This is a genomic window from Nonomuraea sp. NPDC050536, from assembly GCF_044457685.1.
Lineage (GTDB): Bacteria > Actinomycetota > Actinomycetes > Streptosporangiales > Streptosporangiaceae > Nonomuraea.
Window position 1 is genome coordinate 22,074 of the sequence record NZ_JBITHD010000018.1, and the last position, 12,595, is coordinate 34,668.

The following is a 12,595-nucleotide window of genomic DNA, read 5'->3' on the forward strand; positions in this document are numbered from 1 at the left end:
AACCGCAGGAGAGCGTTGGCGGGGCTCCTGGGCGGATACTCGGAGGGAGGGGGCACCCTTGGGGAGGCGAGTCGGATGGACATTCGTCTGATCGACAGTACGGGCGTCGAAGAACACTCCGTCGAAGAACTGCCGACGCTGCTCAAGCGTGAGGACTGCCTGGTCTGGGTGGACATCCCCAGCTGCGACAGGGACGCCGCGCAGGTGCTGTCGGACGTGTTCGGTTTCCATCCGATAGCGATCAAGGACTGCGTCCAGCGCAACCGCGTGCCCAAGGTGCACGCCTACCTGGATCACGTGTTCATCGTCCTGCACGCCCCCGAACGAGGGCAGCGGGGCCACGTGCACTTCGTCGAGCTCGACCAGTTCGTCGGCAAGCACTATCTGGTGACCGTACACGGGCCGGTCAATCCGGCGGTCAAGCAGGAGTGCACCCTGCGTGACACCGACGCGGTGCTCACCAGGATCCAGGCGGGCCGGCTGCGGCCGACCACGCCGTTCGAACTGTCGTACGCGATCGTCTCCGCGCTCATCCGTAACCAGGAGGCGTACGTGGAGACGGCGACCATCGACGTGTGGAACCTGGAGCAACGGGTCACGGGCGGAGAAGTCGGAGACCCGGAGGAGTTCCTCAACGAGTTGTTCCGCACCCGTCACGGGCTGCTTTCTGTGCGCACCATGGGCGCGCTCAGCGGCGCCATCTACGGGAGGATGACCAACCTCACCCGTATCTCGCCCGAAGGGCAGCGGCTGGTGGTCGACATCGCGGACCAGTTCGATCGGATCCGCGCCGTGGCGGACGGCGAACGAGAGTATCTCCAGGGGGTCATCGAGTTCTATCAGACCGTTCTCACCATCAAGGCCGCACTGGTGGGCCAGGCGCAGAACGCGGAGGTCAAACGCCTCACGGAGGCCAGCTACTCGCAGAACGAGGACGTGAAGAAGATATCCGCGTGGGCGGCCATTTTCTTCGCCCCCACATTCATCGCGTCCGTCTACGGCATGAACTTCACGCACATGCCGGAGTTGCGGCTGGCTTTCGGTTATCCGATGGCGGTCTTCTTCATGTTGCTCGCGTCCACGGTGCTCTACTGGGTGTTCAAACGACGTGGGTGGCTGTGAGTGCCGAGCCTGGTCAGTAGGAGCTCAGGATTCGGTCGCTGTCACGAGGGAGAGGGGCAGGTCCGCCAGCGGTCGTACGGCGAAGCCGTCCGCTTCGCGGTAGACCGATCCGGCGATCCAGCGGGCCGTGTTGGACGCGACGACCCGCCCCTGGCCGTTGATCAGGAAGGCCTGGCCGGGGATCCCCCGCAGCACGGGCACCACGGAGGCGCCGAACCGGCGTACGAACACGTCGGCAGCAGCCACCCCGAGGAACACCCCGTCGAGCGTCACCGGGACGGAGAAGGTGAGGCTGTACTCGTCGGTGCACAGGTAGTCGACGTACGGCCCGCAGATGGTGCGCTCCGCGCCCGACTGAGGACCGGTGTACCAATCCCAGTGGGTGTAGTCGTAGAACGCACTGCTCGACGGGTCGAGGTCGCGCAGGAGCTGCGCCGGCGCTCCTGACGAGTTCTCCTGCCACCACTCCAGATACCAGGGGGCGTCGGACAGCAGGCCAGGGGCGGCGATGAAACCGATCCCGACGATGAGCACGCCGAGGCGGCTGGTCAGCAGCGGGCGTAGCGCGGCCAGATCCGACCTGCGCAGGTCACGCCCGCTCTGCCGGACGGCGTGCGCCTGGGCGAGGGTGGCACAGCGGACCTCGCGGAGCACGGCGAAGACCTCCTCCGCGGTGTCGCGCACGCGCGTGACCGCCTCGCCGACGAGATCCTGTCCGGCCGCGGGCGGCTGCGTTTCCGTTCTGGTGATCATCGCCTTACTCCTGGAGCCCCAGCCGAAGCTCTATGAGGTGGTCTATAGCGTCGAGGACATGCCGCTCGGCGAGGGCTCTGGCCAGGTCGCCGTCGCCCTGCTCGATCGCCTCGGCGATGGCGCGGTGCTGCGCGGCTATCCCATACTGCCCGCCGAGGTCGTCGTGCGAAAGCCACAGCAAGGGTCCGATGTCAGCCTGTAACCGGATCTCCTCCTGAGTGAGCCTGGCGGACTGCGAGGCCGCCGCGACCTCGATGTGGAAGCGCCCGTCCAGCCGCCGCAGCTGCGCGCTCGACTCCACCGCGGCCATCTCGTCGAGCGAGCGCCGCAGCGGCGCGATGTCGGAGGGCAGTGACCGCTGGGCCGCGAGCCGCGCCGCCGCCCCGGCTATCGCGGCGTAGTGGTCCCCCAGGTCGCGCAGCTCGTCAACGGCGAAGGAGCGCAGTCTCACGGTGACGTCGAGCTCGGCGGGGACCCGCACGAAGCTGCCCCCGGCGCGGCCGCGCCTGGTCTCGACGAGTCCCTGCTGGCGCAGGGCCATGAGCGCCTCGCGCAACGTCACGGTCGAGACGCCGAGCTGCCCAGCCAGCTCGCTCTCGCTGGGGAGTTGCTCGCCGTCGGACAGAACGCCGAGTGCGATGGCGTCGGCCAGGCGCCGCACCACCGCGTCCACCCTTGCGGTGCTGTCGACCGGCGCGAAGACGGCGAGGCGCGCGACGTTCACGGCCACTCCCCCCGCGCGACCACCTCGATCATGCTGCCCCCCGCTTCTCGGGTCACCTCGGTCCGCTCTACACAGTGATACCGGATCTAACCTTTACAAAAAACATTTAACCTCATATGTTTTCCGCCATGCCAGACCAAGGAGATCTCGCCGTCCGCCTGCGCGGGCTCAAGAAGAGCTTCGGAAACGTGCACGCGGTGACCGGGGTGGACCTCGACATCGCCGACGGTGAGTTCTTCGCCATGCTCGGGCCGTCAGGCTCCGGCAAGACCACCGTGCTCCGGATGATCGCGGGTTTCGAGTCACCCAGCGACGGCGTCGTCGAGCTCGGCGGGCGGAACGTCACCCGGCTCGCGCCGTTCGAGCGGGACGTCAACACGGTCTTCCAGGACTACGCCCTGTTCCCGCACATGTCCGTGCAGGAGAACGTCGAGTACGGCCTGCGGGTGAAGAGGGTGTCCAAGGACGAGCGGCGTGAGCGGGCGACGGACGCGTTGAAGTCCGTCCGGCTGGAAGGCTTCGGCAAGCGCCGCCCGGCCCAGCTCTCCGGCGGCCAGCGCCAGCGGGTCGCGCTCGCCCGTGCCCTGGTCAACCGGCCGCGCGTACTGCTGCTCGACGAGCCGCTCGGCGCGCTCGACCTCAAACTGCGCGAGGAGATGCAGGTCGAGCTGAAGGCGATCCAGCGCGAGGTCGGCATCACCTTCCTGTTCGTCACCCATGACCAGGAAGAGGCGCTCACCATGAGCGACCGGGTCGCGGTGTTCAACGAGGGCAGGATCGAGCAGGTCGGCACCCCCTCCGAGATCTACGAACGGCCCGCGACGGCGTTCGTGGCCTCCTTCGTCGGCACCTCCAACCTCATCTCCGGGCCGGCCGCGCAGGTCGTGCTCGGCAAGGACGGCACGTTCAGCGTCCGGCCGGAGAAGCTCAGGGTGGTCGTCGCCGGCAGCGACGCGGGTGCCGAGCTCGCGCCCGACGAGCACAGCGCCGCGGGCACCGTCTCCGAGGTCGTGTACGCGGGCCCCGCCACCCGGTTCGTCGTCGACCTCGACGCCGGCGGCCGGCTCATCGCCCTCCAGCAGAACCTGGAGGTCTCCTCCATGGACGTGATGGCCATGCGCGGCAGCCGGGTGCGGCTGGTCTGGCACCGCCGCCACGAGTTCGCGATCGCCGGCTGAAACCCCCCGAAGCATGTACGTGAGAAAGAGAGACAGCATGCGGTCCACTCTCGTCAAGCGCGCCCTGGTCGCCACGGCGGCGCTGGCGTTCGCCACCGCCTGCGGCGGCGGCACCACGACCGGCACGGCCAAGGCACCCGGCCAGAGCGGTTTCACCCCGCCCAAGCTGGACGCGCTGAAGTCCCTCGGCGCCGGCGAGGGCCAGGTCAACCTGGTCGCCTGGGCCGGCTACGCCGAGGACGGCTCCAACGACCCCAAGGTCGACTGGGTGCACCCCTTCGAGAGGGCGACCGGGTGCAAGGTCAACACCAAGACCGCCGGCACTTCGGACGAGATGGTCAACCTGATGAAGACCGGCGAGTATGACGCCGTGTCGGCCTCAGGCGACGCCTCCCTGCGGCTGATCGCCTCCGGCACGGTCGCGCCGGTCAACACCGACCTCGTCCCGAACTACAAGGACGTGTTCGACGGCCTCAAGCTCAAGCCGTGGAACTCGGTCAACGGCGTCGCGTACGGCGTGCCGCACGGCCGGGGCGCGAACCTGCTGATGTGGCGGACCGACAAGGTGAACCAGGCCCCCGACTCGTGGGGGGCGGTCTTCGACCCGGCCTCGCCGTACAAGGGGAAGGTGACGGCGTACGACTCGCCGATCTACATCGCGGACGCGGCCGTCTACCTGATGTCGGCCAAGCCGGAGCTCGGCATCAAGAACCCGTATGCGCTGGACGCCAAGCAGTTCCAGGCGGCCGTCGACCTGCTGAAGCAGCAGAAGCAGCTCATCGGGGAGTACTGGTCCGACTACACCAAGGAGATCCAGTCCTTCAAGAGCGGCGACACAGTGCTCGGCACCACCTGGCAGGTCATCGCCAACCTGGCCCAGTCGGAGAAGGCCCCGGTCGAGGCGACCCTGCCGAAGGAGGGCTCGACCGGCTGGTCGGACACGTGGATGGTGGCGGCCAAGGCGAAGCACCCGAACTGCGCCTACAAGTGGTTCGACTGGATCATCTCGCCCTCGGCGAACGCCCAGGTGGCCGAGTGGTTCGGCGAGGCCCCGGCCAACGCCAAGGCGTGCGAGAAGACCGCGGACAAGACCTTCTGCGACACCTTCCACGCCACGGATGAGAGCTACTTCTCGAAGGTCCGCTTCTGGACCACCCCGATCGCCCAGTGCCTCGACGGCCGCACCGACGTGAAGTGCACGGACTACTCGGAATGGACCCGCGCCTGGACCGAGATCAAGGGCTGATCCCCGCATGACGACGACTTCGGTTGCCGCCGTCAGCCGCACCGGTCCCCGGCACCGGCTGGCGGCGCTCCTCCACCGGCGGGCGGGCGTACGGCTCTCCCTGCTGCTGTCCGCGCCGCTGACCTGGCTGGGGCTGGCCTACCTGGGGGCGCTGGCGGCGCTCTTCGTGACCGCGTTCTGGTCGACGGACACCTTCACCGGCGACCTCGTCAGGACCTTCACCTGGGCCAACTTCCAGGACCTGGTCACCAGCGAGGTCTACCGGACGATCACGCTGCGCTCCCTCGGCGTGGCGGTCGCGGTGACCCTCATCGACCTGGTCGTCGCCTTCCCGATGGCGTTCGCGATGGCCAAGCTCGCCTCGCCCAGGGCCCAGCGCTGGCTGGTCATTATGGTGCTCACCCCGCTGTGGGCGTCCTACCTGGTCAAGGCGTACGCCTGGCGGGTGATGCTGTCGTCGGACGGCATCCTGGGCTGGGGATACGGCCTGACGGCGACCATCGCCACGCTGTCCTACCTGTGGCTGCCGTACATGATCCTGCCGATCTACGCGGGCCTCGAGCGGCTGCCGAACTCGCTGCTCGACGCCGCCGGCGACCTCGGCGCGCGCGGCTGGCGGACGTTCCGGACGGTCGTCTGGCCGCTCAGCTTCCCTGCTGTCGTGGCCGGGTCGATCTTCACGTTCTCGCTGTCGCTCGGCGACTACATCACCGTGAAGATCGTCGGGGGCAAGTCCCAGCTCATCGGCAACGTCGTCTACGACAACATCGGCGCCGCCAACAACCTGCCCTTCGCCGCCGCCGTCGCGACCGTGCCGGTCGTGATCATGCTGGTCTACCTGGCGGCGGTCCGCCGTACAGGAGCTCTGGAGAATCTGTGAACCTGTCACGTACGGCGCGCGCCATGCTGTGGGCGGCGCTGGCAGGGGGCCTCGGCGTCATCTATCTGCCCCTGGCCATCGTGGTGCTCAACTCGTTCAACTCCGACAGGACCTTCGGATGGCCGCCGCCGAGCTTCACCTTCCGCTGGTGGAGTGCGGCGTGGAGCTCCTCGGGGGTGCGTGACGCGCTGTGGATCTCGGTGCAGGCCGGGCTCGGCGCGACCGCCATCGCACTGCTGCTCGGGACGATGGCGGCCTTCGCCGTGCAGCGCTACCGGTTCTTCGGCAGGGACAAGGTCTCCCTGCTGATCGTGCTGCCGATCGCGCTGCCGGGCATCGTCACCGGCATCGCGCTCAGCAACACCTTCCACTCCGTGCTCGGCCTGCCGCTCGGGCTGTTCACCGTGATCGTGGGCCACGCCACATTCTGTGTGGTGACCGTCTACAACAACGTGCTCGCCCGGCTGCGGCGGATGGGGATGAACATCGAGGAGGCCTCAGCCGACCTGGGGGCGGACACGTTCGCCACGTTCCGGCTGGTGACGTTCCCGATGATGCGCTCCGCGCTGCTCGCCGGCGGCCTGCTGGCGTTCGCGCTGTCCTTCGACGAGATCATCGTGACGACGTTCACCGCGGGCGCCGGGGTCAGGACCCTGCCCATCTGGATCTTCGAGAACCTCTTCCGCCCCAACCAGGCCCCGGTGGTCAACGTGGTCGCGGCGGCCCTGATCCTGCTGTCCGTGGTCCCGATCTATCTGGCCCAGCGACTGTCGGGCGAACGGCACTGAAGCCTCCTGGTTCACTTCCTCAGGAGTCGATTCACGGTATCGAAACGACATCGACCGGCGGTGGCGCCTGTCCGAGAAATCGGTCTGAAGGATCGTCCCGGCGTCACTGGCCGCTGACCGCCTCATCAGTGGTTCCGGCGATGGCGTAGGCACGCTGAAGGTCCACCGATCCGGTGGCGACGTCGATGTCGTAGACCTTCACCCGCACCAGCTTGAACCCGACCTTCCTGACCATCCGCAGGGTGGACTCGCCCGTCCAGTCGAGCCGGACGTCCGTGTCGACCTCCGCGATCCTGTCGTCGGCAGGATCCCGCTCCAGCTTCTGTCCCGACGCCGGTACGGGGAACGTCGCGGTGATCCGCCCAGATTCCAGGTCGTACAGGGCGATCTTGGGTGTGCGCCCGGCGATGTAGACGGCCACGGTGCGCCCGTCGGCATTCAGCGCCGCGTCGGCCCCGTTGCGCCTGATGAGGCGCGGCGGCACCACGCGGGCGGTCCGCCTGCCGTTCAGATCGTGGACACTGAACGTGCCACCCTTGTCGTCATCCGTACGGACCAGGATCTGATCGCCGTCGCCGCTGAAGCTCAGCGCGTCGTCATGCACCGTCACCCCCGCCACCTTGCCCAGCAGAGCACCGGTCTTGGCGTCGTACACCCGCGCCGGATGCTCGGTGTAGCCGGCCCAGCAACAGTCCACCGCCACAAGCGAGCCGTCATACGACATCGTCACCCGGGTGACATCGAGCTCCGTCGTCGACGGCCACGCCTTGGCCCGCGAGACCCGCGTCCGGCCGTCGAGGTCGCGAATGACAAGCCGGGCGCCCTTGGCCCTGATATAGGCCAAGCGACGGCCGTCCCCGCTGACCGCGACCGGCTGCGACGTGTCTGCCACCCCGTTGAGCCGGTGGCGCTTACCGTCGGTCGTCCGGTACCACCAGGGGCCACAGTACTCAGCGTTGCGCGGGTCCTTGGCACAGTCGGAAATGGCGGCGTACCGGATCGGGGCGGACGTCCCGCTCGCGGGAACGTCCCCGCGAGCAGTACCAGGAACGGCCACGAGGGCCGACAGGACAGCGAGCGCCCCGCAAAGGATCTTCACACGGGGTTGGACCACTCATCCTCACCCAAGGTTGATCGCGATCCCATAACGGACGCCGGGCATGGCGGCCCAGTGGAGCTGGCTTGACGGCCACGGCTGCGGCTGCAGCTTCTTGAGCGTGGCCTCCGGTCCGCCGACGGAGCAGCGGGTGCCGGGGGCAGGGACTGTGAGCGAGATCAGGTAGTCGTCGAAGTGCTTGGTGCTGCACTCGTCCTTGCCGTAGATGCGGTGCCCCCAGCCCTCATCGCGCACTCGGCGCTCGGCTCCTCCTCACAGGGCGCCCACACGAGGCCTTCCGCGCTGGCCGTCGAGACGGGCAGCAAGCCCGCTACCACCACGAAGGCAGCGGCGAGCAGAGACAATCTCCTTCGCACATTGCTCGAATCATCATGAGGTCAGCCGCCTCGCTCCCGTGACAGGCGGCCGATCTTGATCATCGCTGGTGAGCCGGAGCAATGTTGAGAAATCTGGCAAAACGACCCGGTCCCGGCGATCACCTTCCCCGAGCAAAGCGCCATGACTAACCTTTTGATGACCATGTGATGCGGCCCGACGGGCTTCCGCGCTGTCCAGCGGATACGCCCCCACCCGCACGAGCTATCTCGTGCTGCCTGGGGGAAGTCTGTGACGGCGCTGCGGCTGTCTGTCGAGAACCTGCTCGCGTCTCCCAACGAGGCCGCCCTGGCGGAGGTGATCGCCGAGCACGTGCGCGCCACCACCGGCCGCCGCCCCTCTCCCCCGGAGATCAGGTCCTGGCAGCGCAGCCTGCCGGCCCTCGCCCGCGATCTGGCCGACGCGGGGCTGCACAGGGTCGAGATGCTCGTGGAGTACAAGCTCCCCCTGACCAGCAAGCGGGCCGACGTCGTCCTGGCTGGCGTGCATCCGCGCACGGGCCAGGACTCCTACGTCGTGGTCGAGCTCAAACAGTGGAGCCGCGCCGAGCCCTCCGAACTGGGCGAGCACCTGGTCATCGTCGACGGCATGCCGGGCGGCGAGCGGCTGCACCCTGCCGAGCAGGTGCGCCGCTACTGCGAGTACATGCGCGACTTCCTCGGGATCTTCAACGGCAGGGCCGACAGCGTGTACGGCGCGGCGTACCTGCACAACGCCATGGACCTGGACGTCGACGGCCTGGCCGAGCAGGTCAGGGACGAGCACAGCCGCCTGTTCACCAAGCAGCGGCGCGGCGAGTTCCTCCGTTACCTGACCGAGCGGCTGTCCGACAAGCCGGGGGCCGACGCGGCCGATCGCCTGCTGCGCAGCCTGGTCGCGCCGAGCAAGCAGCTCATGACCTACGCCTCCAGGGAGATCCGCGAGCGCGAGCAGTTCACCCTGCTCGACGACCAGCAGGTCGCCTACGAGCTGGTCATGGGCGCCGTCGACCGGGCACGCCGCGCGGACTCCAAGCAGATCGTCATCGTCACCGGCGGCCCGGGCAGCGGCAAGAGCGTCATCGCGCTGTCCCTGCTCGGCGAGCTCTACAGGCAGGGCCGTACGGCGCTGCACGCCACCGGCTCGCAATCGTTCACCCAGACCATGCGCCGCTACCCCGGCCGGGGCAGCACTCGGATCAAGAACCTCTTCCGGTACTTCAACAGTTTCACCGACGCCGAGCAGAACGGCCTCGACGTGCTGATCTGCGACGAAGCCCACCGCATCCGCGAAACCTCCACCAACCGCTTCACCCCCGCCGCCAGGCGCAACGGCCGCAGCCAGCTCGACGAGCTGCTGTCCGCGGCCCGCGTGCCGGTCTTCCTCCTGGACGAACACCAGGTGGTACGGCCGGGCGAACTCGGCACCGTGGCGAGCATCGAACGCTACGCCCGGACGAAGGGGTACGACGTCCGGTTCGTCTCCCTCGACGAGCAATTCCGTTGCGGCGGCAGCCGCATGTACGAGCAGTGGGTCATCCGCCTGCTGGGCTTGGCCGAGGGCGGGCCCATGTCTTGGGAGGGGGACTTCGAGGTACGGCTCGCCGGCTCGCCGTACGAGCTCGAGGCCTTCCTGCGTGCGCAGGACGGGACTGCGCGCATGACCGCGGGCTTCTGCTGGCCTTGGAGCGACCCGCGGGCCGACGACACCCTGGTCAACGACGTCGTCATCGGCGACTGGGCCCGGCCGTGGAACGTCAAGAAGGACCGTGCCGTCGGTGACTACCCGCCGAGCATGCTCTGGGCCAGCGAGCCGAACGGCTTCGGCCAGGTGGGCTGCATCTACACGGCCCAGGGCTTCGAGTACGACTGGAACGGCGTCATCCTGGGCCCTGACCTGACCGTCCGTGACGGGCGGTTGGTCACGGTTCGCGAGGAGAACAAGGACCCGGCTTTCAAGAGCCGGAAGAGCGTTCCTGATGATGATTTCGACCAGCTGGTCCGCAACGTCTACAAGGTCCTGCTCACCCGTGGCATGCGCGGAACCGTGATCTACGCCGTGAATCCCGAGCTCCGAGCCTTCCTCGCCGAGCTCGTGCGATCTGATCAGGCGGGCTGATCCCAGATGCTGGGCGGCACGGAGTCCTCGTGACCTGAGACGGGCCAATCGAGGGCCGACAGCGCGTTGTCCATGTCGTCGGTGGCGATGACGATCTTCACACCGCCGAACGTGGTGTAGGCGAGTTCGATGTTGACGTTCGCTTCGGAGAGTTGACGGGCCAGCTCGCCGAGTGTCCCCGGCCGGTCCTCGACATCCACCACCAGCACGGGCCGCTCATCGGCGATCCCCATCCCGGCGGCCTCGAGAGCCTGCCTGCACCTGCCCACGCTCGCGTCGTCGACGAGCACGTGGATGACGCCTTTTCCATCGCCCGTGAAAGCCGCGAACCCTTGGATGTTCACCCCGAAATGACCCGTAGCCTCCCCTAGCCGGGCGAGCTCACCCGGTTGATCACTCAGAATCACTGTGACATCCGTCGCCATCTCACACCAATCCTCTCACTCAGTGCGTAATGCGACAATCCATCGCCTCCTTCATGTGTCTTCGGAGGCCCGCCAGCTCGTCGCTCAGGGATCCGAGATCTTGTCTTAGGAGCTGGTCGGCGTTGTCAGGCTAGATTGACACAGATCGTTCTGTCAGGCTAGCTTGACAGGCATGCGGACTCTACTACCGCCCAATCCGGCATCTGGGAACGGTGCGTCGGGGGCGGACTCCAAGGGCAAGTGGTTACTGCGCTGCGGGATGGTCGCAGGACCGTTGTTCGTCGTCGCGTTTCTCGTCGAGGGCGCCACGCGCGCCCACTACAACCCGCTGCGTCATCCGGTCAGCTCTCTTGCGCTCGGAGAGTATGGCTGGACTCAGACGGTGAACTTCATCCTCGCGGGGCTCCTGACGGTCGCCTTCGCCATCGGGATGCGGCGGGCACTCAAGAGAGAGGGCGGCACGGCCAGAGGCACCCTGTTGGGGCCGATCCTGGTGGGGGCCTGGGGTGTCATGTTGATCTGCGCAGGCACCTTCACCACCGACCCGGTCAGTGGGTATCCACCGGGGACCGTGGCCATGCGAGCGGAGTACAGCAGCCTGCACGCAGCATTGCACGATCTCATTTCACTGCCGGGTTTCATCGCGCTCTTCATCGCGTGCATCGTGTTCGCCGTACGCTTCGTCCGGATACGACAGCCCGGATGGGCCGTCTACTCGGCGGCCACCGGGGCGGTGTTCCTGACCGCGTTCGTCCTGGCCACCCTGGCGTTCAGCCAGAACCCGTCTCTGGTCGCCTACGGCGGCCTCTTCCAGCGGATCGCGGTGACGACAGGATGGATCTGGCTCACCCTGCTGGCAGTACGACAACTACGCCGTGTGCCTGAGTGAGGTGCCATGGATCCCGCTGACGGCAAGCGGAGCCGCTCCCCCAGGAAGATCCGCTAGTCCGGGGCTGATCATTCGCGAGTCAGCGTGACCAGCACCTCCGCCAGGCGGCGCGGGGTCGGCAGCGTGTCGAGCGCCTCGTCGATCTCCCGCTCCGCCCACTCGCGGTGCTGCGGATCCCGTACGGCGCGCGTCTGAACCAGCAGGAAGTTCAACCGGCACGCGAGCATCATGCTGAAATCCGCCGGCGTGGCGATGCGCCCCGGCCCGCCTTCGCACACGTAGGCCTGGTACATGCGCCGCATGCCATCCAGATCGTCGCCGAACCAGTCGAACAGCGCCCGCCCCAGCTCCCTGCCGGGCTCGGCGGGGCCGAGGTTGTCCCAGTCCAGCACCACCAGCGCACCGCTCGGATCGGCCTGAACGTTCTCCGGATGCAGATCCCGATGGCACAGAATCAGCCCAGCGGGATCCACCGGCGTAACGGCCGCGCACAACTCGGGCAACGTGGCCAGCCGCTCGGTCAACCTCGGCGCCCACTCGGCACCCGACTCCGCCGCCTCGGCCCACTCGTGCTCCGCAGGAACGCGGTCATACCACCGTGCGGGCGTCCCACCCTCGATCTCCCGCCCGAGCGCGGGCGCGCACCGATGCATCCGCGCCAGCAACGCCCCGACGTCCTCCGGCTCAGCCCCGGAAGCCCGCAGATCAACCCAGTCGTACAGCCGCGCCCAGGTCCCATCGGGCATCTCGACCAAGTAGCGCCCCTCCCGAGCGGGGTGGGCACCCGGCATCCGCACCCCAGCCCCGGCCGCCCTCCGTGCGAACGCCAGCTCCGCCTCGATCAAGGCCTGGGTCGGCGGCTCGAAGAAGATCTCCTTGAGCGCGTACCGTGCCGCCCCGATCTCCACCCGCCAGATCCGCCCCAGCGCCCCCCGCGGCCCCTCGGCCACCACGACACCCGAGGCCCAGCCGTACGCCTCCCGCACGAAGTCGAGGTCCAT

At 67.9% G+C, this 12,595-nt stretch carries 13 protein-coding genes; 7 read left to right on the plus strand and 6 right to left on the minus strand.

The genetic code is table 11. From position 1 onward, the window contains the following. Positions 1–75: 75 nt before the first annotated feature. On the plus strand, positions 76–1,122 hold the full coding sequence (locus ACIBHX_RS38375) for a magnesium transporter CorA family protein (protein WP_397072359.1): 1,047 nt from the start codon (positions 76–78) through the stop codon (positions 1,120–1,122). Between the two features lie 24 nt (positions 1,123–1,146). On the opposite strand, the gene ACIBHX_RS38380 is transcribed toward ACIBHX_RS38375, so the two are convergent. Both ACIBHX_RS38380 and ACIBHX_RS38385 read right to left on the minus strand, forming a co-directional pair. Further along, positions 1,147–1,875 carry a cache domain-containing protein gene (locus tag ACIBHX_RS38380; RefSeq protein WP_397072360.1) on the minus strand — a complete coding sequence of 243 codons (729 nt, stop codon included), beginning with the start codon at positions 1,873–1,875 and terminating at the stop codon, positions 1,147–1,149. A 4-nt stretch (positions 1,876–1,879) separates the two neighbouring features. Then, positions 1,880–2,599, minus strand: coding sequence for a FadR/GntR family transcriptional regulator (locus ACIBHX_RS38385; protein ID WP_397072361.1), 720 nt, complete (start codon positions 2,597–2,599; stop codon positions 1,880–1,882). Between the two features lie 128 nt (positions 2,600–2,727). Here ACIBHX_RS38385 and ACIBHX_RS38390 point away from each other — a divergent pair, with 128 nt between their 5' ends. From ACIBHX_RS38390 to ACIBHX_RS38405, 4 genes are read left to right on the plus strand one after another with little or no spacing between them, the layout of a single operon-like run. After that, entirely contained in the window at positions 2,728–3,777 is a 1,050-nt protein-coding gene (locus ACIBHX_RS38390) for an ABC transporter ATP-binding protein (protein ID WP_397072362.1), read from the plus strand. A 37-nt stretch (positions 3,778–3,814) separates the two neighbouring features. Then, entirely contained in the window at positions 3,815–5,023 is a 1,209-nt protein-coding gene (locus tag ACIBHX_RS38395) for an ABC transporter substrate-binding protein (protein ID WP_397072363.1), read from the plus strand. A 7-nt stretch (positions 5,024–5,030) separates the two neighbouring features. Next, positions 5,031–5,903 (plus strand): ABC transporter permease, encoded by an 873-nt coding sequence (locus tag ACIBHX_RS38400; RefSeq protein ID WP_397072364.1) that lies wholly within the window; start codon positions 5,031–5,033, stop codon positions 5,901–5,903. Next, on the plus strand, positions 5,900–6,691 hold the full coding sequence (locus ACIBHX_RS38405; RefSeq protein WP_397072365.1) for an ABC transporter permease: 792 nt from the start codon (positions 5,900–5,902) through the stop codon (positions 6,689–6,691). The genes ACIBHX_RS38400 and ACIBHX_RS38405 overlap by 4 nt, the downstream gene beginning before the upstream one ends. 103 nt (positions 6,692–6,794) lie before the next feature. On the opposite strand, the gene ACIBHX_RS38410 is transcribed toward ACIBHX_RS38405, so the two are convergent. Continuing rightward, positions 6,795–7,583 carry a WD40 repeat domain-containing protein gene (locus tag ACIBHX_RS38410; protein ID WP_397072366.1) on the minus strand — a complete coding sequence of 263 codons (789 nt, stop codon included), beginning with the start codon at positions 7,581–7,583 and terminating at the stop codon, positions 6,795–6,797. A gap of 228 nt (positions 7,584–7,811) precedes the next feature. Then, positions 7,812–8,042 carry an alpha/beta hydrolase gene (locus ACIBHX_RS38415; RefSeq protein ID WP_397072367.1) on the minus strand — a complete coding sequence of 77 codons (231 nt, stop codon included), beginning with the start codon at positions 8,040–8,042 and terminating at the stop codon, positions 7,812–7,814. 372 nt (positions 8,043–8,414) lie between these two features. On the opposite strand from ACIBHX_RS38415, the gene ACIBHX_RS38420 reads away from it, so the two are divergent. Next, a complete protein-coding gene (locus ACIBHX_RS38420) occupies positions 8,415–10,280 on the plus strand; it encodes a DNA/RNA helicase domain-containing protein (RefSeq protein WP_397072368.1) in 1,866 nt (621 codons plus the stop codon). Here the strand turns inward: ACIBHX_RS38420 and ACIBHX_RS38425 are convergent. Then, positions 10,268–10,705, minus strand: coding sequence for a hypothetical protein (locus tag ACIBHX_RS38425; RefSeq protein WP_397072369.1), 438 nt, complete (start codon positions 10,703–10,705; stop codon positions 10,268–10,270). The two genes, ACIBHX_RS38420 and ACIBHX_RS38425, sit on opposite strands and share 13 nt — an antisense overlap. A 259-nt stretch (positions 10,706–10,964) precedes the next feature. Between ACIBHX_RS38425 and ACIBHX_RS38430 the strand changes: the two genes are divergently transcribed. Further along, entirely contained in the window at positions 10,965–11,594 is a 630-nt protein-coding gene (locus tag ACIBHX_RS38430; protein WP_397072535.1) for a DUF998 domain-containing protein, read from the plus strand. Positions 11,595–11,662: 68 nt separating this feature from the next. Here the strand turns inward: ACIBHX_RS38430 and ACIBHX_RS38435 are convergent, their stop codons facing one another. Further along, positions 11,663–12,595, minus strand: a complete 933-nt coding sequence (locus ACIBHX_RS38435) for a phosphotransferase enzyme family protein (RefSeq protein WP_397072370.1) — start codon at positions 12,593–12,595, stop codon at positions 11,663–11,665.

What these genes read in the sequence shown, in the direction of transcription:
- ACIBHX_RS38375 (WP_397072359.1), top strand. Translation starts at nt 76, where the DNA reads ATGGACATTCGTCTGATCGACAGTACGGGCGTCGAAGAACACTCCGTC.
- ACIBHX_RS38380 (WP_397072360.1), bottom strand. Translation starts at nt 1,875, where the DNA reads ATGATCACCAGAACGGAAACGCAGCCGCCCGCGGCCGGACAGGATCTC.
- ACIBHX_RS38390 (WP_397072362.1), top strand. Translation starts at nt 2,728, where the DNA reads ATGCCAGACCAAGGAGATCTCGCCGTCCGCCTGCGCGGGCTCAAGAAG.
- ACIBHX_RS38395 (WP_397072363.1), top strand. Translation starts at nt 3,815, where the DNA reads ATGCGGTCCACTCTCGTCAAGCGCGCCCTGGTCGCCACGGCGGCGCTG.
- ACIBHX_RS38400 (WP_397072364.1), top strand. Translation starts at nt 5,031, where the DNA reads ATGACGACGACTTCGGTTGCCGCCGTCAGCCGCACCGGTCCCCGGCAC.
- ACIBHX_RS38425 (WP_397072369.1), bottom strand. Translation starts at nt 10,705, where the DNA reads ATGGCGACGGATGTCACAGTGATTCTGAGTGATCAACCGGGTGAGCTC.
- ACIBHX_RS38430 (WP_397072535.1), top strand. Translation starts at nt 10,965, where the DNA reads ATGGTCGCAGGACCGTTGTTCGTCGTCGCGTTTCTCGTCGAGGGCGCC.
- ACIBHX_RS38435 (WP_397072370.1), bottom strand. Translation starts at nt 12,595, where the DNA reads ATGGACCTCGACTTCGTGCGGGAGGCGTACGGCTGGGCCTCGGGTGTC.